Annotated in this window: 16 protein-coding genes; 6 read left to right on the forward strand and 10 right to left on the reverse strand. The window is 73.8% G+C overall.

The features are described from left to right. A partial coding sequence (locus ACFYVJ_RS10305) for an FGGY family carbohydrate kinase (RefSeq protein ID WP_388888616.1) occupies positions 1-318 on the reverse strand: 318 nt, incomplete at its 3' end. A gap of 185 nt (positions 319-503) precedes the next feature. Here ACFYVJ_RS10305 and ACFYVJ_RS10310 point away from each other — a divergent pair. Together ACFYVJ_RS10310 and glpK are read left to right on the forward strand one after the other, a co-directional pair. Further along, positions 504-1,271 carry an IclR family transcriptional regulator gene (locus ACFYVJ_RS10310; RefSeq protein ID WP_388888619.1) on the forward strand — a complete coding sequence of 256 codons (768 nt, stop codon included), beginning with the start codon at positions 504-506 and terminating at the stop codon, positions 1,269-1,271. 69 nt (positions 1,272-1,340) lie between these two features. Further along, positions 1,341-3,347, forward strand: a complete 2,007-nt coding sequence (gene glpK / locus ACFYVJ_RS10315; protein ID WP_388888622.1) for a glycerol kinase GlpK — start codon at positions 1,341-1,343, stop codon at positions 3,345-3,347. A gap of 24 nt (positions 3,348-3,371) precedes the next feature. Here the strand turns inward: glpK and ACFYVJ_RS10320 are convergent, their stop codons facing one another. The 7 genes from ACFYVJ_RS10320 to ACFYVJ_RS10350 form a co-directional block, all read right to left on the reverse strand. After that, complete coding sequence (locus ACFYVJ_RS10320; RefSeq protein WP_326799689.1) at positions 3,372-3,626, reverse strand: DUF397 domain-containing protein; 255 nt, start codon at positions 3,624-3,626, stop codon at positions 3,372-3,374. A 223-nt stretch (positions 3,627-3,849) separates the two neighbouring features. Continuing rightward, positions 3,850-4,749: a DUF5753 domain-containing protein gene (locus tag ACFYVJ_RS10325; RefSeq protein ID WP_388889338.1), complete on the reverse strand. Its 900-nt coding sequence runs from the start codon at positions 4,747-4,749 to the stop codon at positions 3,850-3,852. A 168-nt stretch (positions 4,750-4,917) separates the two neighbouring features. Beyond that, positions 4,918-5,721, reverse strand: coding sequence for an ABC transporter permease (locus ACFYVJ_RS10330; RefSeq protein WP_388888626.1), 804 nt, complete (start codon positions 5,719-5,721; stop codon positions 4,918-4,920). Continuing rightward, positions 5,718-6,536, reverse strand: coding sequence for an SAM-dependent methyltransferase (locus ACFYVJ_RS10335; protein ID WP_388888629.1), 819 nt, complete (start codon positions 6,534-6,536; stop codon positions 5,718-5,720). The genes ACFYVJ_RS10330 and ACFYVJ_RS10335 overlap by 4 nt, the downstream gene beginning before the upstream one ends. A 130-nt stretch (positions 6,537-6,666) precedes the next feature. Further along, the gene (locus ACFYVJ_RS10340) at positions 6,667-7,863 is read right to left on the reverse strand and encodes a hypothetical protein (protein WP_388888632.1); all 1,197 of its coding nucleotides are present in this window, start codon (positions 7,861-7,863) and stop codon (positions 6,667-6,669) included. Between the two features lie 50 nt (positions 7,864-7,913). Then, on the reverse strand, positions 7,914-8,690 hold the full coding sequence (locus tag ACFYVJ_RS10345; protein WP_388888635.1) for an ABC transporter ATP-binding protein: 777 nt from the start codon (positions 8,688-8,690) through the stop codon (positions 7,914-7,916). Between the two features lie 182 nt (positions 8,691-8,872). Continuing rightward, positions 8,873-10,024, reverse strand: coding sequence for a hypothetical protein (locus tag ACFYVJ_RS10350; RefSeq protein WP_388888638.1), 1,152 nt, complete (start codon positions 10,022-10,024; stop codon positions 8,873-8,875). A gap of 182 nt (positions 10,025-10,206) precedes the next feature. Here ACFYVJ_RS10350 and ACFYVJ_RS10355 point away from each other — a divergent pair, with 182 nt between their 5' ends. Together ACFYVJ_RS10355 and ACFYVJ_RS10360 are read left to right on the forward strand one after the other, a co-directional pair. Further along, positions 10,207-11,313, forward strand: a complete 1,107-nt coding sequence (locus tag ACFYVJ_RS10355) for a chitinase (RefSeq protein WP_388888640.1) — start codon at positions 10,207-10,209, stop codon at positions 11,311-11,313. A gap of 137 nt (positions 11,314-11,450) precedes the next feature. After that, entirely contained in the window at positions 11,451-14,366 is a 2,916-nt protein-coding gene (locus ACFYVJ_RS10360) for a glycoside hydrolase family 2 TIM barrel-domain containing protein (RefSeq protein WP_388888642.1), read from the forward strand. A gap of 94 nt (positions 14,367-14,460) precedes the next feature. On the opposite strand, the gene ACFYVJ_RS10365 is transcribed toward ACFYVJ_RS10360, so the two are convergent. Both ACFYVJ_RS10365 and ACFYVJ_RS10370 read right to left on the reverse strand, forming a co-directional pair. Then, positions 14,461-15,693 (reverse strand): S8 family peptidase, encoded by a 1,233-nt coding sequence (locus ACFYVJ_RS10365; protein WP_388888645.1) that lies wholly within the window; start codon positions 15,691-15,693, stop codon positions 14,461-14,463. 215 nt (positions 15,694-15,908) lie between these two features. Beyond that, a complete protein-coding gene (locus ACFYVJ_RS10370; RefSeq protein WP_388888647.1) occupies positions 15,909-16,823 on the reverse strand; it encodes a LysR family transcriptional regulator in 915 nt (304 codons plus the stop codon). A 389-nt stretch (positions 16,824-17,212) separates the two neighbouring features. Between ACFYVJ_RS10370 and ACFYVJ_RS10375 the strand changes: the two genes are divergently transcribed. Together ACFYVJ_RS10375 and ACFYVJ_RS10380 are read left to right on the forward strand one after the other, a co-directional pair. Next, entirely contained in the window at positions 17,213-19,525 is a 2,313-nt protein-coding gene (locus tag ACFYVJ_RS10375) for a chitinase C-terminal domain-containing protein (RefSeq protein WP_388888649.1), read from the forward strand. Between the two features lie 297 nt (positions 19,526-19,822). Next, complete coding sequence (locus ACFYVJ_RS10380; RefSeq protein ID WP_388888651.1) at positions 19,823-20,953, forward strand: LLM class flavin-dependent oxidoreductase; 1,131 nt, start codon at positions 19,823-19,825, stop codon at positions 20,951-20,953. Positions 20,954-20,974 lie beyond the last annotated feature (21 nt).

Genomic DNA, 20,974 nt, shown 5'->3' on the forward strand with positions numbered 1-20,974 from the left:
TTCGCCGGTGTTCTTGTCCCAGAGCAGGGTGGTTTCGCGTTGGTTGGTGATGCCGATGGCTTTGACGTCGGCGCGGGTGATGCCGGCTTTGGTGACGGCGCCGTCGACGACTTGCTGGACGTTGCGCCAGATCTCGGTGGCGTTGTGCTCGACCCAGCCGGGCTTGGGGAAGATCTGCTCGTGTTCCTTCTGGTCCACCGACACGATCCGGCCATCGGTATCGAACACGATGCACCGGCTCGAAGTCGTCCCCTGATCGATAGCCGCAATGAACGGGCCGGGGCGCTGCGGGGAGGGGGCGCTGTAATCGTCGGTCACGGTCTGCTCCTGCTCCGAAACGTCGCATCGGTCGCCGGGACCGTGCCGCTGCGCCGGCACCCCGGCCCGTGGTGAGTACATGACCAGCGCAGAATCCCGCCGTCAACGACGCCCTGCCGACATTGTCGAACGAATCTGCTGCACCCCGCTTTCACCGGCGGGGCGCGGAGGCTTAAGGTCGGCGCGTGCCAGGTCCGGTTCAGTCGGTCGAACGCGCCGCGGCGATACTGCACGTGCTGGCGCGCGGTTCCGGCCGCCTCGGGGTCAGCGAGCTGGCCGGGTCCCTTGGCCTGGCGAAGGGCACGGTGCACGGACTGCTGCGGACGCTGCAGCAGGTGGGGTTCGTCGAGCAGGACCGCGACACCGGCAAGTACCGGATCGGCGACGCGCTCCGCGACCTCCGCTCCGGCCACGTCGACCCCAACGAGCTGCGCTCCCGCGCCCTGAACTGGGCCGACGGGCTGGCGGCCAGGAGCCGTGAGGCGGTGCGCATCGGCGTCCCGGCCGACGGCCGGGTCCTCGTCGTCCACCACGTCTTCCGGCCGGGTGACCCGCAGCAGACCCTCGACGTGGCCGCGACGCTGCCGGCGCACGCGACCGCGCTGGGCAAGGTGCTGCTCGCGTACGACGTGAACGCCCCGGCGGCGCTGGGCGGCGAGCCCCCGGCCGCGTACACGCCCAGGACGCTGACCGCGCCCGCCGCGATCCTGGCGGAGCTGCGGCGGGTGCGCGAGGCGGGCTGGGCCGGCGAGCACGGCGAACGGCGCCTGGAGGAGGCGGGGATCGCGGCGCCGCTGCGCGGCCCGGGCGGGCTCGTCGTCGGCGCGCTCGGCATCTCGGGGCCGGCCGAGCGGCTCTGCGAGCGCTCCGGCACGCTGCGCGAGGACCTGGTGGGGCTGGTGCTCGGCACGGCCAGGTCGGTGTCGCGGGACCTGGGCGCGTCCCGGCGGTGACGGCCGTGCGGGACCGAGGAGACGAGACGGGCCGTCCGGGCGGGGCGGCCGGTACGGAGCGGGGGCGGCGTGGTGCAGCGGTACGTGATGTCGGTGGACCAGGGCACGACGTCCACCCGGTGCATCCTCTTCGACGCCCAGGGCCGGCTGGTCTCCGTGGTGCAGCGCGAGCACAAGCAGTACTTCCCGCGGCCCGGCTGGGTCGAGCACGACGCCGTGGAGATCTGGCGGAACCTGCGCCGGATCGTGCCGCGGACCCTGGCGGAGGCGGGCGCCGACGCCGGCCAGGTCGTCGCGCTGGGCATCGCCAACCAGCGGGAGACGACGGTGCTGTGGGACCGGCACACCGGACGCCCGGCCGCCCGCGCCGTCGTCTGGCAGGACACCCGTACCGACGAGCTGGCCGCGCGGCTGGCCCGGGACCCGCGCGCCGACCGGGTGCGCGCGCTCTGCGGGCTGCCGCTGGCCACGTACTTCTCCGCGCCGCGGATCCGCTGGCTGCTGGACTCCGCCCCGGGGCTGCGGGAGCGGGCGGAGCGCGGCGACGTGCTGTTCGGCACGATGGAGAGCTGGCTGATCTGGAACCTGACCGGCGGGCCCGCGGGCGGGCTGCACATCACCGACGTCACCAACGCCAGCCGCACGATGCTGATGAACCTGCGCACCCTGTCGTGGGACGACGAGCTGCTGGACTTCTTCGGCGTGCCGAAGGCGATGCTGCCGGAGATCCGCTCCTCCACGCAGACGTACGGCACGACCACCACCGTCGTCCCCGGCATCCGCATCGCCGCGGCGCTCGGCGACCAGCAGGCGGCGCTCTTCGGCCAGACCTGCTTCGCGCCCGGCGAGGCCAAGTGCACGTACGGCACGGGCAGTTTCCTGCTGCTCAACACCGGTGAGACCCCGGCGGCCTCCCGGCACGGGCTGCTGACCACCGTCGGCTTCAAGATCGGGGACGAGCCGGCGGTGTACGCGCTGGAGGGCTCGATCGCGGTGACGGGGTCACTGGTGCAGTGGTTCCGGGACGGGCTGCGGCTGATCGGCAGCGCGCCGGAGATCGAGACGCTGGCGCAGACCGTCGACGACAACGGCGGCTGCTACATCGTGCCGGCGTTCTCGGGGCTGTTCGCGCCGCACTGGCACAGCGAGGCGCGGGGCGTGATCGCCGGGCTCACCTCGTACATCACCAAGGGGCATCTGGCGCGGGCGGTGCTCGAGGCGACGGGCTGGCAGACGCGGGAGGTGGTGGACGCGATGAACGCCGACTCGGGTCTGGCGCTCACCGGCCTGCGCGTCGACGGCGGCATGACGGCGGACAACCTGCTGATGCAGTTCGTCGCCGACGTCCTCGACGTGCCCGTCGTCCGGCCGATGATGGCGGAGACGGTCTCCCTGGGCGCGGCGTACGCGGCGGGACTCGCGGTCGGCTACTGGCCGGACCTGGAGGGGCTGCGGCGCAACTGGCACCGGGCGGCGCAGTGGCTGCCACGGATGCCGGAGAGTCGCAGGTCCGCGGAGTACGCCAACTGGCGGCACGCGGTGGGCCTGACGTTCGGCTGGACCCGTCCCGCGGAGAGCCCGCCGCCGTCGGGCGCCGACGTGGTCGACCTGGTGCTGGCCGACCACCGCGGGGTGGAGCACCTGCTGAGCGCGCTGCGCAGCGAGGAGGCGGACCGGCGCGCGGTGCTGCGCGAGCTGGCGGGGCTGCTGGTGGCGCACGTGGAGGCCGGCCGGGCGGCGGCGCACGCGGGGGCCGGCCGGGCGGCGTACGCGCTCTGCCCCGACGACGCCGGCCACGGGCCGGCGGCGCTGGCACGCGCCATGCTGGCGCTGCTGCGCCTGGCCGAGCCCGCCGGGCCGGAGTTCGACGCCGCGCTTGACCACCTGGGCACCGTGGCCGCCGGGCACATCGCCGCCGGGGAGCGCGTCCACCTCAACGCGCTGCGCCGGGGCGCCTCCGCGCCGGAGCGCACCGCCCTGGGCCGCGCGTACGCCGTGGCGCGCGGGCGGCTGCGCGCCTCCGGCTGTGACAGCGCGGCCCGGATCGCGGCGCTGGCGGGCGAGTCCGTGACGTAGCCGCGCACCTCCGTGGGGCGCCGGTCAGGCGCCGGCGGTGCCGCGGCCGGTGACGAGGTCGTCGAAGTCCCCTTCCTTGGCGGCCCGCAGGAACGCGGCCAGCCCCGCGGTCCCGTAGACCAGTGCGGGGCCCTGCGGATCCCGCGAGTTGCGGACCGCGACCTCTCCGCCGGACAGCCCGGCCAGCTCCACGCACTCGCCGTTGGGGTTGCTGTGGTGGCTCTTGCGCCACTCGACGTTCCCCAGCCGGCCCGCGGGCACACCGTTCTCCACCTGCATGGCTGCTCCCTCCAACTGATCTTCCGCGTACTGTACTTGCGTCTGTGCTTGCGGATGCACTTACAGATGAAATTTCATTCGGCGGTCACCGAGTGCTCGGAGAGCCGTGGCGCACGGTGATCGAATCGGCCGAACGGCCGTACGGGAGCAGGGAAAAGCCCCGCGGACCGCGGGGTCCCGGGGCTGCGGGGCCGGTGCTGAGCCGGTGCGGGCTGCGGGCCCGTCAGGTGGTGTGCAGGAGCTGCCGCAGGAACGTGTCGGTGTTCGTCAGCTCCGTGGCCGGCGCCGCCAGCCGGTCCACGGCGAGGCGGTGCCGCTCGACGTCGTCGGCGTCATCGAGGTAGAGCGCGCCGGTGAGCTGTTCCAGGTACGCGATGTCCGGCAGGTCCGCCTCGGCGAAGCGCAGCAGCGTCACCGAGCCGGCCAGCACGGTCGCGGCGGAGGTCTCCAGCGGCACGACGTGCACCGCGACCTCCGGGAACTCCGCGCTGGACAGCCGGATCAGATGGCGTATCTGCTCGCGCATCACCGCGGGGCCGCCCACGCTGCGGCGCAGCGCGCCCTCGTCGATGAGCTGCCAGCAGCGCGGCGGGTCGGACCTGGCGAGGACCTGCTGCCGGCGCGCCAGCAGGTCGACGCGGCGGGCCACGGCGTTCGCGCTGTCGTCGGGGTACGTGAGCCGCGCCAGCGCGGCGGCGTAGGCGGGGGTCTGGAGCAGGTCGGGCACGCGGTGCGACTGGTAGCCGCGGATGAGCGTCGCGCCCTCTTCGAGCCCGAGGTACGTTTCCAGCCAGCGCGGCGTCAGATCGCCGTACTGCTGCCACCAGCCGGGGGTGTTGGCGCCCCGGGCCAGCGCGAGGTACGTTTCGCGCTCCCGGATGTCGGTGACCGCGTAGAGCGTCAGCAGGTCCGCGATGTCGCGCTCCTTGCAGCCGCCCTGGCCGCGTTCGAGCCGGCTCATCTTGGGCACCGAGGCCCGGATGGCCTGGGCCGCCGCGTCGAGTCCGACGCCGCGCCTCACGCGCAGCCTGCGCAGCCGGGAGCCGAGGACGATCCGCCGGATCGTGGGCCCGCCCCGGCCGGGGTCCACGCCGCCCCCGGGCAGCCGGCGCCCGCCGGCCACCGGTACTGACCCCGCCATCTCCCCTCCCCCGCCGGTCGGTTCACCATCCCGTCGCCAGCGCGGAATCATACCCGTCCGGGGCCTCTTTCCCGAACCTTCGTCCGGTTTTCGCCTACCGGATCGGAGGCGGACCCGTTGCTTCCGGACCGGGCGGGTTACCGGCGGAGATCAGTTCTCGGCGCCCGGCTCGTCCGCGGACTCGTGCCAGCCGCCGACGACGATCCGGGCGAGCCGGCCGAAGAACCAGAAGACCAGCACGCCGAAGAGCGAGGAGACCAGCACCGCCGCGAGCAACTGCTCGGACTGCAGCCGCGACTGGTAGAGGTCGATGAGCACGCCGATGCCCGGCTGCCCCTGGCGGAAGAAGAAGTCGCCGACGATGGCGCCGACCACGGACATTCCGGCGGCGATCCGCAGCCCGGTGAAGATGTGCGGCAGCGCGGCGGGCAGTTGGAGCTTCCACAGCCGGGTCAGCCGGCCGGCGTTCTGGAGCCTGAACAGGTCGTGGTACGCGGAGTCGGCGGAGCGGATGCCGAAGAGCGTGCTGGTGAGGATGGGGAAGAAGGCGATGATGACGCAGACGAGCACCCGGGTGGAGAACCCGTAGCCCCACCAGAAGCCGAAGAGCGGGACCAGGGCGAGGATCGGCGTCACCTGGAGCACGACGAAGTACGGGAAGAGGGAACGTTCCAGCCACCGGGCCTGGCTCATGAGGATCGCCATCGCGATCGCCCCGGCCGCCGAGATGAGCAGCCCGAGCGAGGCGACCTGCGCGGACAGCAGCAGGGCGTCGAGGAGTTCGGCGCGGTTGTCGCCGTCGAGGAACCCCACGCGCACCACGTCGTGCGGCGGCGGGAAGAGGAACCGCCGGTCCTCGGCCAGCACCACCATGCTGATCAGGTACCACACGCCCACGGCGGCACCGGCCACCAGCACGGCGGGCAGCCTCCGGAGCAGCGAGCGCGGGTTCATGGCTTGACGGCCACCAGCGCGTAGGCGTTTCCCTCGGTACGGTCCGGGTGCCGGGGGCGCCAGCGGTGCGCGACCACCACGCCGGGGTCGACCGGCTCCCACCCGTCGGTGATCCGCTCCAGTTCGGCGCGGCCGCGCTCCACCATCGGCGTCGCGCCGCGCGCCCACGCCTTGGTGAGCCTGCTGACCCGGGAGTCGAGTTCGGCGGATATCTGGGACGCGACGAGGTAGCTGCCCGGGACCACCCCCTGGCGGATCCGCGCCACCAGGTCCGCCGGGTCCTCCTCGTCGAGCAGGAAGTGCAGCAGCCCGACCATGAGCACGCCCACCGGCCGGTTGAGGTCCAGGCACGCGCGGGTGTCCGGGTGGGTGAGGATCAGCTCGGGTTTCCGGACGTCGCCGGCGAAGGCGACGGTCAGGACCCCGTCGCTGTGCAGGGCCTGCATGTGCGCCACGGCGACGGGGTTGTAGTCGACGTAGACGATCCGGGTGTCGGGGGCGATGCCGTGCGCGATCTCGTGGACGTTGGGCATGCGCCGCTGCGGCAGGCCGCAGCCGATGTCGAGGATCTGGCGGATGCCGGCCTCCCCGACCAGGAAGCGCACGGCCCGTTCCAGGAAGAGCCGCTGGGCGCGTACCCGCATCTTCACGTCCGGCATGAAGGTGGACTCGACCTCGTCCACCAGCGCGCGGTCCGGGCCGAGGTTGTCGCTGCCGCCGAGGTGGTAGTCGTACGTGCGGGAGGCGTGGGGGGCCGTGGGGTCGGGCAGGGGCGACGTGCCGTGGGGCCCGTCGGCTATGCCGTTGTCGCTCATGTTCCTCTCCGCGTCGGCCGCGTACGGCCGTGGCTGTGCCGGCGCGCGCCGCGGTGCGGGCCGGTAGGGCAGCGTACTCCACCGCGCCGCCGGGGCCCGCGGTGCGCGGGCCCGGCGGCCGGGCGGCCGGTCATCCGCCGTGCCCGACGGCGGGGTCGACGAACTCGTTGGTCACGACGTCGGCGGGCTTCAGGCCGTCCTTCACGGGCTTCTTCTGCTCCGTGAAGATCGGCTCGCCGATGTCGATGATCTCCTGGACCCGGCCGGTCTCGAAGTTCCCGACGGTGGCGTCCCCGCCCTCGGCGTCGTCCGAGGCGATGCCGAGCTTCTTCATCTCGCCGATGCCGTACTTCGCGATGCCCTCGGTGAGCACGTCGCCGCCCTTGTACTGCTCGGCGATGCCGACGATGGTGGCGATGGACGCGTCCGGGTCGCGGAGGTAGTCGACCTGCGACTGCTGGACGAGCGGGATCAGCTTCTCCAGGCAGGGCGCCAGTTCGGCCTTCGCCTCGGGGCGGACGACGAGGGAGGGCCCGTAGATCGGGTAGCCGGCCTCGTAGACGAGCTGGCCCTTGATGGGCTTCATCCAGTCGTCGATCTCGTTCTCGAACATGTACGGGTCCTCGGCCGCGTAACCGGAGGAGGCGATCTTGCCGCCGGAGGCCACGAAGCGCGCGGGCGAGCCGTCGAAGGAGCCGTCCACCTGGTCCTTCTTGAGGATCCCGGTGCCGGTCAGATACTCCATGTACGTGTCCCCGCCGGAGTACAGCACGGTGGTGTCCGACTTGCCGACGTCCTCGATGGTCTCGAACTCCGGGTAGGTCTCCGGGTCCCAGTAGATCATCGTCGGGTCCTTCTCCAGCAGCGCCAGCACCGCGGTGGTGGGCTGGGTGGCGGAGAGCTGGACGATCTCGTCGAAGCCGCCGACCACGCCGAGGTCGATGTCCTCGTCCGTGTACATCTGCGCGGAGGTGGCGGCGAAGCCGATCGCCGGGCCGCCGGCGCGCAGTTCGAGCGAGATGCCGGTGTCCTTGCCGTCCGCGACCAGCGGTGCGGTGGCCCGCTTGCGGTCGGCGTCCACCTCGGGTTCGGGACCGAGGAGCGCGTACAGCGGGCCGAAGGCGGTGGCGTTGGGGAGCCACGACGTCTGCACGGTCACGGTCTCGGGGCACACGCCGGCCAGGGAGCCCGCGCCGCTCTTCGCCGCGGGAGCCGACTCCTTGCCGCCGGCCTCGCCGTCCCCGTCGTCCCCGCAGGCGGCGGTGGTCAGCAGCACGCCGGCGACGAGCGGCAGGGCTAAGGAGCGCAGGTGACTCTTCAGGGGCATCGGGGTTCCTCCGGAGGGGGTCGGGGACCGGTCGGTTCTTCGTACGGTGCTCAGCGGGCGGAGGCGCGCATGCAGGCGGACACCTCGGCCGCGATGCGGTTCAGCCCGGGGTCGTAGCGCAGGCTCTCGGTCCGCGGATAGCCGAACGGGACGGTGAACTCGCCGCAGACGCGCCCGGGCCGGGGGGACATCACCAGGACCCTGGTGGACAGGTAGACCGCCTCCAGCACGGAGTGCGTGACGAAGACGGCCGCGAACCGCTCGGCGGCGAAGAGCCGCAGCAGGTCGTCGTCCAGCCGCTCGCGGGTGATCTCGTCCAGGGTGCCGAACGGCTCGTCCAGCAGGAACAGCTCCGGGCGCAGGGTGAGCGAGCGGGCCAGGGAGACGCGCATGCGCATGCCGCCCGACAGCGCGCGGGGCCGGTGTCCCGCGAAGTCGGTGAGCCCGACCAGTTCCAGCGCGGCGTCGGCGCGCTTGCGCCGCTCGGCGCGCGGGACGCCGCGCAGTTCGCCGAAGAGCTCGACGTTCGTGCGCACCGAGCGCCAGGGCAGCAGCGTCGGGTCCTGGAAGACGTAGCCGAGGCGGTCGGCGCGCGCGGCCACGGCGCCGGCGGTGGGCTGGACGAGGCCCGCGGCGATGCGCAGCAGGGTGGTCTTGCCGCAGCCGGAGGGGCCGACGACGGACACGAACTCGCCGGCGCCGACGTCGAGGTCGACGGGGTCGAGCGCGCGGGTGCCGTCGGGGAACTGCTTCTCGACGGCGCCGAGGGAGAGGACGGGTCCGGTACCGGACACGGGTGCGGCCTCGTCGGCGTCGGCGACGGTCATGGGCCCACCTCCCGGCGCCCCGGCGGGTGGTCAGGGCCGCCGGGCAGATTCCTGCGCCGCGGCGGGCGCCGCGGGCTCGGGGCCACAGAGGCTACGGGATGAGAACGCGCGCCGGTACGCGGGGTGCCCTCCGGGCGGCCGGCGGGGAAGCCGGCAGGGAAGAGGGCACCCCGGGAGCCGGGTCAGCGCTCGTCGTGCGGGTGGGCGGGGTGGGCGGTGCGCTGCCAGACGTCCAGCAGCCGGGCGGCCGAGCCGCCGATCGGGCCGACGGCGTCGGCGAGGACGTCCGGTGCGGGCAGCCGCGCGGAGGTGACGGCCGGCACCGCCTCGGCCGGGTCGTCGATGGTCGAGGAGCAGACCGCCAGCAGGTAGTCCGGCACCGTCAGCCCGGCGCCGGTGACGCCGACCAGCGGCACGCCGGCTGCCGCGACCAGCGGGAAGACGGTGCCCGGGATGCCGACCGCCGCCTCCGCCCGCGCCGCGGCCTGGAGCGACGGCACGTCGCTGATCTCGTACGCGTCCCACAGCTTGGGGTCCTCGCGCGGGTGCAGGCCCACCAGGATCCGCTTGCCCGCGGCCTGGAGCTTCCCGGCCGCGTCGAGCAGCAGTTCGGTGCCGGGCGCGGCGCCGCCGGTGCCGTCGGGGTGCGTGACGCTGGTCAGGACGAGCACGAGGCCGGGCTCGGGACGGTGCTCCGGCAGCGTGTCGGTCTGCGGCGAGCCGACCGCCCGGATCCGGCGCCGGACGCCGAGATAGCCGCCGAACGCGCGCGCCTCGGCCGGCGAGGACGAGGTGACGGCGCGCAGCCGGGGCCGCAGCAGCCGTGCGCCCGGGGCCTGCTGGGGCCCGAGGTAGGCCAGCGAGCCGGCCGCCACCGGCAGCCGCGGGAAGCGCGCGACGCACTCCAGCGGCCAGTCACCGGCGCCGGTGACGACCAGCAGATCGGCGGGCGGCGCGGTCTGCGGGGTGGCGACGGGCACGGGGTCGCCGGGCTGGACTCCCGAGGTGTCGGGGACGAGTTGGGTGATCCGTGCGCCGCGCCGCGCGGCCTCCGCGAGCAGCGGCTTGACGTGGTACGTACCCCACGGCTCGTTCGTCGCGACGAGCAGCCGCAACGGGCGCCCGGGGCGCCCCCGGCCGCCGCCGGCCAGCGCGGGGCCGGCGCCGAGCGCGGCGAGCCCGGCGGCACCGGCCGTGGCGGTGAGCCCGCGCAGCACACGGCGGCGGGACGGCGCGGTCGGGGACCCGGCGGAAACGGCGGATCCGGCCGCGGCGGCGGGGACTTCGAGGACGTCCGGGGCTGCGGGGACTCCCGCGTCGTACGTGGTGGGCATGGGCGGCACGCTAGGCAACGCCGCGAACTCGCAGGTGAACGCGGCGCGAACAGCTTCCCCGCGGCCCGCCTCGCGACCTTTGGTCCAGACCTCTTGACGAAAGGTCTGGACCAACTTACCTTGTGCCGCAGCGCAACACGTACCTCTCCTGGCAACCCCACAGCCCAGAAGGCGAGCGTGTCATGCAGTCTGCGATCAGCCGGACGCTGCGTCTCTTCGGCATCGGCCTCACGCTGGTGCTCGCCGCCCAGCTCCCCGCCGCGGCGGCGGCCCCGCCGGAACCGGCCGGGCCGGCGGCACCGGAACCGGCGGCGGCAGCACCTCCGGCGGCCGAGACCTGTCCCACCAAACCCAGGCCCGCGGGCAAGGTCCTCCAGGGCTACTGGGAGAACTGGGACGGCGCCGCCAACGGCGTCCACCCGCCGTTCGGCTGGACGCCGATCACCAACCCCGATCTCCGCACCCACGGCTACAACGTCATCAACGCCGCCTTCCCCGTCATCCTCTCGGACGGCACGGTCAAGTGGGAGGACGGCATGGACAGCACGGTGAAGGTCGCCGCTCCCGCGGAGATGTGCGCGGCCAAGGCGAGCGGCGCCACCATCCTCATGTCGCTCGGCGGCGCCGCGGCCGGCGTCGACCTCAGCTCCAGTGCCGTCGCCGACCGGGTGGTCGCCACCCTCGTGCCGATCCTCAAGCGGTACAACTTCGACGGCATCGACATCGACATCGAGACCGGGCTCGTCGGCAGCGGCAACATCAACCAGCTCTCCCCCTCGCAGGCCAACCTCATCCGCATCATCGACGGCGTGCTCGCCCAGATGCCCCCCGGCTTCGGCCTGACGATGGCCCCCGAGACGGCGTACGTCACCGGCGGCAGCGTGGTCTACGGCTCGATCTGGGGCGCGTACCTGCCGATCATCAAGAAGTACGCCGACAACGGCCGGCTGTGGTGGCTCAACATGCAGTACTACAACGGCAGCATGTACGGCTGCTCCGGCGACTCGTACCAGGCGGGCACCGTCCAGGGCTTCGTCGCCCAGACCGAGTGCCTGAACCGCGGCCTCGTCGTGCAGGGCACCACCATCCGCGTCCCGTACGACAAGCAGGCCCCCGGCCTGCCCGCCCAGCCCGGCGCGGGCGGCGGCCACATGGCGCCGGGCCTCGTCTCCCAGGCGTGGAGCCACTTCGGCGGCGCCCTCAAGGGCCTGATGACCTGGTCGATCAACTGGGACGGCTCGCGCGGCTGGTCCTTCGGCGACAACGTCAAGTCGCTGCAGGGCCGCTGACCGGCGCGCCCCGGCCGCTCGTCCCCCACGGCGAGCGGCCGGGGCGGCACAGAAGTCCAACCGGTGTCCGGAAAGTCCAATGGCTCCGGGCGCGGCGTCTGTTGTGCCGCGCCTCCCGGCGGGATCAGATTGATCTCATGCGTGATCCGGTTCTCCCCGCCCACGAAGACCCCGCACCCGGCACCGGCACCCTGCCGCCGCGCGCGTGGTACGCCCGCTCCGACGCCGCCCGGCTGCCGCTGCACGGGGCCTGGCGCTTCCGGCTCTCCCCCACCGCCACCACCCACGACACGTCCTTCGCGGAACCCGGCCACGACACCTCCGGCTGGGACGAGATCGCCGTCCCCGGCCACTGGGTGCTCCAGGGCGGCGGCCGGCACGGCGCGCCCGCGTACACCAACACCCCGTACCCCTTCCCGGTCGACCCGCCGCGCGTGCCGGACGGCAACCCGACCGGCGACCACCTGCGCACCTTCGACCTGCCCGGCGGCTGGCCCGCGGACGGAGAAGCCGTGCTGCGCTTCGACGGCGTGGACTCGCACGCCGAGGTCTGGCTCAACGGCACGGAGCTGGGCGAGTTCAAGGGCTCCCGGCTGCCGCACGAGTTCGCCGTCGGCGCGCTGCTGCGCCCCGCGGGCAACGTGCTGGCCGTCCGCGTCCACCAGTGGTCCTCCGGCTCGTACCTGGAGGACCAGGACCAGTGGTGGATGCCCGGCATCTTCCGCGACGTCACACTGCTGCACCGGCCCGCGGGCGCCGTCCGCGACTTCTTCGTGCACGCCTCGTACGACCACGTGACCGGCACCGGCACCCTGCGCGTGGACTGCGCGCCCGGCGGCCGGGTGACCCTGCCGGAGCTGGGCGTCGACATCGCCACCGGCGAGTCCGTCACGCTGCCGGCCGAGCCGTGGACCGCGGAGCTCCCGCGGCTGTACGCGGCCGAGCTGGCCACCGCGGGCGAGCGGATCCCGCTGCGGGTGGGCTTCCGCACCGTGGCCGTCGAGGACGGCGTGCTCCGGGTCAACGGCCGCCGCATCCTGCTGCGCGGCGTCAACCGGCACGAGTTCCACCCCGAGCACGGCCGCGCCGTCGACGAGGTGACGATGCGCGCGGACGTGCTGCTGATGAAGCGGCACAACGTCAACGCCGTACGCACCAGCCACTACCCGCCGCACCCCGCGTTCCTCGACCTCTGCGACGAGCTGGGGCTGTGGGTGGTCGACGAGTGCGACCTGGAGACGCACGGCTTCGGCGCGCTGGGCTGGCGCGGCAACCCCGTCGCCGACGAGCGCTGGACCCCGGCCCTGCTGGACCGCGCCGCGCGCATGGTCGAGCGGGACAAGAACCACCCGTCGGTCATCATGTGGTCCCTGGGCAACGAGTGCGGCTCCGGCGCGGGACTGACGGCCATGGCCGACTGGATCCGCGGCCGCGACCCCGGCCGGCTCCTGCACTACGAGGGCGACCCGACCAGCCGCGACACCGACGTCTACTCGCGGATGTACGCCGGCCACGACGAGGTCCGCCGCATCGGCGAGCGCACCGAGGACCCCCTCGAAGATCCGGCGCTGGACGCCCGCCGCCGGGCGCAGCCGTTCGTGCTCTGCGAGTACGCGCACGCCATGGGCAACGGCCCCGGCGGACTGGCGGACTACCAGCGGCTGTTCGAGACGTACGAGCGCTGCCAGGGCGGCTTCGTCTGGGAGTGGATCGACCACGGCCTCGCCCACCCCGAGCTGGGCTTCGCCTACGGCGGCGACTTCGGCGAGGAGCTGCACGACGGCGCCTTCGTCTGCGACGGCCTGGTCTTCCCCGACCGCACGCCGTCGCCCGGTCTCACCGAGTTCGGCCACGTCATCCAGCCGGTGCGCATCGGGCCCGGGGACTCCCCGGGCCAGGCCGTCGTCACCAACCTGCACGACTTCGCCGGCCTGGACCACCTCGCGTTCTCCTGGTCGTACGCCGTGGACGGCGCGGAGACGGCGGGCGGCCCGGCGGCGGTGCCGCCGCTGGCGCCGGGCGAGAGCGCGAAGGTCGAACTGCCCGCGCCCGGCAGCCCGCCCGCGGGCGAGGCGCAGTGGACCGTCACCGCGCGGCTCGCCGCGGACACCGCGTGGGCACCGGCGGGGCACGTGGTGGCGCGCGGGCAGTGGTCCGCCGCGCCGCGCCCGCCGCTCACGCGGCCGGCGGGGGCGGCGCTCCTGTCCGGCGACGCGCTGATCCGGCTCGGCCCCGCGGTTTTCGACGCACGGACGGGCGAGCCGCGGACCCTGGCCGGGGTGCCGGTGGAGGGGCTGCGGCTGGAGGTGTGGCGGGCGCCGACCGACAACGACCTCGGCGCCGACTGGCAGCCCGAGACGGAACTGGCGCGGCGCTGGCGCAAGGCGGGGCTGCACCGGATGCGGCACCGGACGGACGCGGTGGAGGCGGCGAACGGCGGGCTGACGGTGCGTACCCGGGTGGCGCCCGCGGCCACCGACCTGGGCCTGGCCGCCGAGTACCGCTGGACCGCGGACGCGGACCGGGTGGCGCTGACCGTGTCGGTGGCGCCGGAGGGCGACTGGCGGGTGCCGCTGCCGCGGCTGGGGATCCGCCTGGCGCTGCCCGCCGCGTACGGCGCGGTGCGCTGGTACGGCGGCGGCCCCGGCGAGGCGTACCCGGACACGGGCACGGCGGCGCTGCTGGGGCGGTGGTCGGCCGGAGTGGACGAGTTGCAGACGCCGTACGTGCGCCCGCAGGAGAACGGCGCGCGGGCCCGGGTGCGCTGGGCGGAGCTGACGGGCACCGGGACCGGGACCGGTGCCCGTGCCGGGCTGCGGATCGAGGGCGAGCCGGAGTTCGCGCTGACCGCCAGGCGCTGGACCACCGCGGAGCTGGACGCGGCGACACACCGCCCCGACCTGGTGCCGGGCGACCGGGTGCACGTGACGCTCGACCACGCCCGCCACGGCATCGGCTCGGCGTCCTGCGGCCCCGGCGTGCTGCCGCAGTACGAACTGGCCGCGCGCCCGGCGGCGTTCACGTTCGTCTTCTCGGCCGCGGAAGGGCGCTGACGCGCGGGGCCCGCCCCGCCCGGATCCTCCCGGGGCGGGGCGGGCCGTGGCGCCCGTCTTCAGGCCGGCGTCGCCGGCGGGGCCGGCACGGCTGTCAGAACAGCGAGTAGAGCAGCCGGTTCGGCGAACCGGTGCGCGGGTCCTGCACCTTGTTCGGCGTGGAGCCGTTCACGATGGCCTGGCTGACCTGGGCGGGGCTGGCCGAGGGGTTGCCCTGGAGGTACAGCGCGGCGACGCCCGCGGTGTGCGGGGTGGCCATCGAGGTGCCGGAGATGGTGTTCGTGGCCGTGTCCGAGGTGTACCAGCCGGACGTGATGCTCACGCCGGGCGCGAACAGGTCGAGGCAGGTGCCGAAGTTGGACCACGAGGCGCGCCGGTCGGCGTTGTCCGTGGCGCCGACCGTGATGGCCTCGGGCACCCGCGCCGGCGAGTAGTTGCAGGCGTTCTGCGGGGTGCCGAAGATGTCGCCGTTGCCGGCGGCGATCGCGTACGTCACGCCGGCGGCCACCGACCGCTTGACGGCGTTGTCGAGCGTGGTGCTGGCGCCGCCGCCGAGGCTCATGTTGGCCACGGACGGGCTGGTGGCGTTGGCGGTCACCCAGTCGATGCCGGCCACGACGCCGGCGGTGCTGCCGGAGCCGCTGCAGTTCAGGACGCGTACCGCGACGAGCTTCGCTTCCTTGGCCACGCCGTACGTCTTGCCGCCGACGGTGCCCGCGACGTGGGTGCCGTGGCCGTTGCAGTCCTGGCCGTTCTGGCCGCCGCCGACGGTGTCGGTGCCGACCGAGGCGCGGCCGCCGAACTCGCTGTGCGTGGTGCGGATGCCGGTGTCGATGATGTAGGCGGTGACGTTCGCCGCGGTGGTGTTGTACGTGTACGTGGTGCTCAGCGGCAGGTCGCGCTGGTCGATGCGGTCCAGGCCCCAGGTGGCGTTGGTCTGGGTCTCCGCGGTCCGGACGACGGCGTCCTGCTCGACGTACGCCACCCGCGGGTCGCGGGCCACCTCGGCCGCCTCCGTCTTGCTCATCTCGGCGGAGAAGCCGCGCAGCGCGGTGCGGTAGACGTGCTCGGGCCTGACGTCCGCGGTGCCGGCCAGGTCGCGGGCCACGGAGCGGGTGTCGGACTTGGCGACCTCGCCGTTCTTCAGCACGACGATCCACTGGCCGTCGAGGGCCGTGGCGGCCGGGGCGAGCCGGAGGTCGCCGTCGGCGGGTGCGCTGTTCGCGCCGGTGCCGGCGGCCAGTTGGAGGCCGGCGGCGAGGCCGAGCGCGGTGAGCACGGTGGCCGCGCGGCGCAGGGGTGTGGGGGTGAGTCTCATCTCGTGCACCAGAACCTTTCGTTGACCGGATTACGGGCAATGAGGCGTAGTGCGGTGCGGGTGACACGCCCGGATACGGGCGGTGCCCCGGCAGCGTCTCGCATGCCGGACGGCGCCACAAGTGGCAGGTTCACGCCAAATACCGACCGAAGATCCTGGTGGCGGGCGGGGCATGGGACGACCCGCGGGGCCGACGGGGCCTCGGGTCCGTCCCGGGCCGGGCGTCAGGCGGATACGGGCCCGGCCGCCGCCGCGGCGGCGGCGAGGGCGTCGTGCAGCACGCGGGCGGCGGGCGGGATGGCCCGGGTACGGCTGCGCCAGAGCATCAGGTGGACGGCGGGGACGGCGGCGCCGGCGAGGGGCCGCCAGGTGACCGCGCCGTGCCGCTCCAGCGGATCGCCGACGACCCCGAAGTCCGGCAGCACGGTCACCCCCAGCCCCTCTGCGACGAGGTGCTTCGCCGCGTCGGGGGTGTCGGCCGCGTACGCGGGCAGCGGCGGGCGGGCGGCTCCGAGTCGGTGCAGCAGCCGGTGCACGAGGCAGCCGGAGCGCGCCCCGACCAGCGGCTCCGCGAGCAGTTCCACGGCGCCGATCTCGTCCAGCTCCGCCAGCGGGCTGCCGGGGCTCAGGCACACCACCGGGCGGCCGCGCAGCAGTTCGGTGTCGTGCAGGTCGGGGTACGGCTCCTCGCCGGCGAGCCGGACGACGAGCCCCAGGTCGAGCCCGCCCTCGACGAGCCCGCGGCGTACGGCCTCCTCGGCGCCCGCGACGATCTCCACCCCGGTCTGCGGATGGCCGGCCCGGAACTCCCGCACGGCCGGCGCCAGCAGCGGCGCGGCGACCGCGCCGCCGGTGCCGAGCCGGATCGACCGGCTGACCCGGTGCTGCTCGTCGGCGGCCCGCCGCAGCCGGTCCACGGCGTCGAGCACGGCGGCGATGTGCGGGAGCAACTCCCGCCCGGCGTCGCTGATCCTGGCCCCGGAGCGGCGCCGGTCCAGCAGGTCGACGCCGAGTTCGCGCTCCAGATTCCGTACGGTCTCGCTGAGCGCCGGCTGCGACAGGTGCAGCGCTTCCGCGGCGCGCCGCAGAGAACCGAACCGGGTCACCGCGGCCACGTATTCCAGTTGCTGTATGCGCACCCCGACTCCCTGCTCCGCCGCAGGTCGAACACCCTAGCGCGGCCGGCGGCCGGCACCTGGGGCCGCGACGGGGGGCCGTGACCGGAAATCGGCGTAAGGGGTTCCGGAAATACCCCCGCGGGACGCGGAAATGCCTTGTCAGGAAGGTTTGTGAACGCGGTATTTCGACTCCGTGACACCTCGGCACCGCGGCCGCAGGGGCCAGGGCGGGCTCCCCCCTTCCGTACCAGCCCGGGCGCGGCACGGAGAACTGCAGTGGTACAGACCTCTTGACGCATTGGTCTAGTCCTTTTAACCTGCTCCGCAGCCTCAGAGGTGCCTGTCCGGGCGTGCACGCCCGGGCGGACGCGCACGTGCCCCGCTCGATCGACACACCTCTACGGGAGGAAATGATCGTGCCGTTCCCGAGTCGCGCGAGACGCACCCTGGCGGGAGCCGCCGCCGGGCTGGCCGGGCTGGTGCTCGGCCTCCTCTCCCCGCACACCGCACAGGCCGCCGCCGCGGACGACGCCGCGTGCCGGCCCGACGGGCTGTACCAGACGCCCGGCGTCAACGTGCCGTACTGCACCGTCTACGACACCGAGGGCCGCGAGCTGCTGCCCAACGGCAGCAAGCGCCGCACCATCGGCTACTTCACCAACTGGCGCACCGGCCAGAACGGCCGGGACCGCTATCTGCCCTCCGACATCCCCTGGAACAAGGTCACCCACCTCAACTACGCCTTCGCGCACGTCTCCCCCGGCAACCGGCTGTCCGTCGGCGGCGACACACCCGCCAACCCGAGCACGGGGATGACCTGGCCCGGCGTCCCCGGCGCCGGGATGGACCCGGCGTACGCGTACAACGGGCACTTCAACCTGCTGAACAAGTACAAGAAGCAACACCCGGGCGTGAAGACCCTCGTCTCGGTCGGCGGCTGGGCGGAGACCGGCGGCTACTTCGACGACAGCGGCAAGCGCGTCGCCTCCGGCGGCTTCTACACCATGACCACCAACGCCGACGGCTCGGTCAACCAGCAGGGCATCGAGACGTTCGCGAACTCCGCGGTCGACTTCGTGCGCACCTACGGCTTCAACGGCGTCGACATCGACTACGAGTACCCCACCTCGATGAAGGACGCCGGCCACCCGCTGGACTGGCCCGTGGCCAACGCCCGCCGCGGCGGCCTCAACAAGAGCTACGCCGTCCTCATGAAGACCCTGCGCGAGAAGCTCGACCGCGCGAGCGCCGCGGACGGCAGGCACTACCTGCTGACCGCCGCCGGGCCCTCCTCCGGCTATCTGCTGCGCGGCATGGAGACGTACGACACGGCCAGGTACCTCGACTACGTCAACATCATGTCGTACGACCTGCACGGCACCTGGAACGAGTTCGTCGGCCCCAACGCCGCGCTCTACGACGACGGCAAGGACGCGGAACTCGCCCGCTGGAACGTCTACGGCACCCCGCAGTACGGCGGCATCGGGTATCTCAACGGGGACTGGGCGTACCACTACTTCCGCGGCCTGATGCCGGCCGGCCGGATCAACCTCGGGCTGCCGTACTACACCCGGGGCTGGAAGAACGTCACCGGCGGCACCGACGGGCTCTGGGGCACCTCGAAGACCGCCGCCTGCCCGGCCGGCTCCGGGCTGACGAGCTGCGGGGACGGCGCGGTCGGGGTGGACAACATCTGGCACGACCTCGACGACGACGGCAAGGAGTCCCCCGCCGGGTTCAACCCGATGTGGCACGCCAAGAACCTGGAGCGCGGCATCGCCGGCGACTACCTGCCGGAATTCGGGCTGCCCGCGGACACGAAGCTGACGGGCACCTACGCCCGCAAGTACAGCGCCACCATGGAGGCGCCGTGGCTGTGGAACGCCGAGAAGAAGGTGTTCATGTCCACCGAGGACGAGCAGTCGATCGCCGCGAAGGCGAAGTACATCGTCGACAAGGGCCTCGGCGGCGCGATGATCTGGGAGCTGGCCGGCGACTACGGCTGGAACGCGGCGAAGGGCCAGTACGAGGTGGGCGACACGCTCACCACGACGCTGCACGACGCCTTCAGGGCCGCGCCCGGCTACGGCGCGAAGCGTGCCACCACGGCGATGCCCGCGGAGACCGTGGACATCGGCGTGGAGCTGCACGGCTTCGCGCTCGGCGACTCCAACTACCCGATCAACCCGAAGGTCAGGTTCACCAACAACACCAAGGTGACCGTCCCGGGCGGCACCGAGTTCCGGTTCGACTACGCCACCTCCGCGCCGAACAACGCCAGGGACCAGTCCGGCTGGGGCGCCCAGGTGATCCGCAGCGACCATCCGGGCACGGGGAACGTCGGCGGGCTGAAGGGCGACTACCACCGGGTCTCGGTGAAGCTGCCGGCCCACCAGTCGCTGGCACCCGGCGCGTCCGTGGACATGGACTTCGTCTACTACCTGCCCGTCTCCACGCCGTCGAACTGGACGGTCGCGCTCGGCGGCAAGACCTTCGCGCTCGCCGGCGACCTGGCCCGCGGCACCACCCCCGGCGACCCGGGCGGCGGCGGGGGCGACCCCGGCACCTGCATCGTGCCCGCCTGGGCGAGCGCGACGGTGTACAACTCCGGCACCGAGGTCTCCCACAAGGGCCGCGTCTGGCGGGCCAAGTGGTGGACGCAGGGCCAGGAGCCCGGCACCACCGGTGAGTGGGGCGTCTGGCAGGACGTACGGGCCTGCTGACCCCGGTCCCCCGCGGACCGCGGAAGGCCCGGCACTCCTCCGCCCGGGCCTTCCGCTCCGGCCGCGGCGGGCGCGTCACCCACCCCGCCACGCGCCCGCCGCCCCCCGCTGCCGCCCGCGCCGTCACCGCGGGCGGCAGCGCCGTCGCTACGGGGGGCGGCGGCGCCGTTCCCCGCCGGATCCCCGGTCCCGGATCCGCCGCCCGTATTCCCGGATCCGGGAATACGGGAATACGGAGCCCTCCTCCTGTTGTCGGCATGGGGAGGACCAGACACCACCGGAGACCAGGAGGACCACGTGGCGGCAGCGGACGTGACGGCACCCGACGCGCAGGACGAGATACGGGGCCGGGTGGGCGGCTCCGCCCCCGTGCCGCTGTCCGTGCTGGACCTGGCCACCGTGGGCACCGGGTACACCGCGACCGACGCGCTGCGCACCGGGGCCGCGCTGGCCAGGCTCGCCGAGGCGCGCGGCTTCCACCGCTACTGGGTCGCCGAGCACCACTCGATGCCCGGCGTCGCCTCCTCCTCGCCCGCCGTGATCCTGGCGCACCTGGCCGCGCACACGACGACCATCCGGCTCGGCTCCGGCGGCGTGATGCTGCCCAACCACGCGCCGCTGGTCGTCGCCGAGCAGTTCGGCACGCTGGAGGCGCTCGCCCCCGGCCGGGTCGACCTGGGCCTGGGCCGCGCGCCCGGCACGGACGGCGCGACGGCGGCGGCGCTGCGCCGCACCGACCGGCTGCGCGAGGGCGCGGAGGAGTTCCCGCAGCAGTTGGCCGAGCTGATCCGGTTCCTCGACGACGACTTCCCCGACGGGCATCCGTACCGCAGGATCCACGCGGTGCCGGGCCCGGTGCAGGGCACGGCGCCCGGCGGGGTGCAGTCGGTGCACCGGCCGCCGGTGTGGCTGCTGGGCTCGTCGATGTTCAGCGCCCGGCTCGCCGCCGAGCTGGGGCTGCCGTTCGCGTTCGCGCACCACTTCGCCGGGCAGCACACGGGGCCCGCGCTGGAGCTGTACCGCGAGGCGTTCCAGCCGTCGGCCGTGCTCTCCGCCCCGTACGCCCTGATCGGCGTCTCGGTCATGGCCGCGGAGGACGACCGGGAGGCGCGGCGGCAGGTCATGGCGGGAGCGCTGAACATGCTGCGGCTGCGCACCGGCAGGCCCGGCCTCGTGCCCACGCCCGAGGAGGCGGAGTCCTACGAGTTCAGCCCGCTGGAGCGGGAGTTCGCCGACTCCTGGATCGGCAACGTGGTGCACGGCACCCCGGACGAGGTGACCACCGGTCTCGACGACCTGCGCAAGCGCACGGGCGCAGACGAGCTGATGCTCACCACGAACGTGCACGGGCCCGCGGCGCGGCTGCGCTCGTACGAGCTGATCGCCGACGCCTACGGCATGCCCGCCACCGCGGCGGCGCAGAAGTAGCCGCAGCGGCGGAGCAGCAGC

Source organism: Streptomyces sp. NPDC004134 (assembly GCF_042874195.1).
In the GTDB taxonomy this organism is placed as follows: Bacteria; Actinomycetota; Actinomycetes; order Streptomycetales; family Streptomycetaceae; genus Streptomyces.

Excerpts from the sequence above, each read along its gene's own strand:
- ACFYVJ_RS10360 (WP_388888642.1), top strand. The coding sequence starts at position 11,451 with ATGCGTGATCCGGTTCTCCCCGCCCACGAAGACCCCGCACCCGGCACC.
- ACFYVJ_RS10320 (WP_326799689.1), bottom strand. The coding sequence starts at position 3,626 with ATGCAGGTGGAGAACGGTGTGCCCGCGGGCCGGCTGGGGAACGTCGAG.
- ACFYVJ_RS10375 (WP_388888649.1), top strand. The coding sequence starts at position 17,213 with ATGATCGTGCCGTTCCCGAGTCGCGCGAGACGCACCCTGGCGGGAGCC.
- ACFYVJ_RS10355 (WP_388888640.1), top strand. The coding sequence starts at position 10,207 with ATGCAGTCTGCGATCAGCCGGACGCTGCGTCTCTTCGGCATCGGCCTC.
- ACFYVJ_RS10345 (WP_388888635.1), bottom strand. The coding sequence starts at position 8,690 with ATGACCGTCGCCGACGCCGACGAGGCCGCACCCGTGTCCGGTACCGGA.
- ACFYVJ_RS10330 (WP_388888626.1), bottom strand. The coding sequence starts at position 5,721 with ATGAACCCGCGCTCGCTGCTCCGGAGGCTGCCCGCCGTGCTGGTGGCC.
- ACFYVJ_RS10340 (WP_388888632.1), bottom strand. The coding sequence starts at position 7,863 with ATGCCCCTGAAGAGTCACCTGCGCTCCTTAGCCCTGCCGCTCGTCGCC.
- ACFYVJ_RS10350 (WP_388888638.1), bottom strand. The coding sequence starts at position 10,024 with ATGCCCACCACGTACGACGCGGGAGTCCCCGCAGCCCCGGACGTCCTC.
- ACFYVJ_RS10335 (WP_388888629.1), bottom strand. The coding sequence starts at position 6,536 with ATGAGCGACAACGGCATAGCCGACGGGCCCCACGGCACGTCGCCCCTG.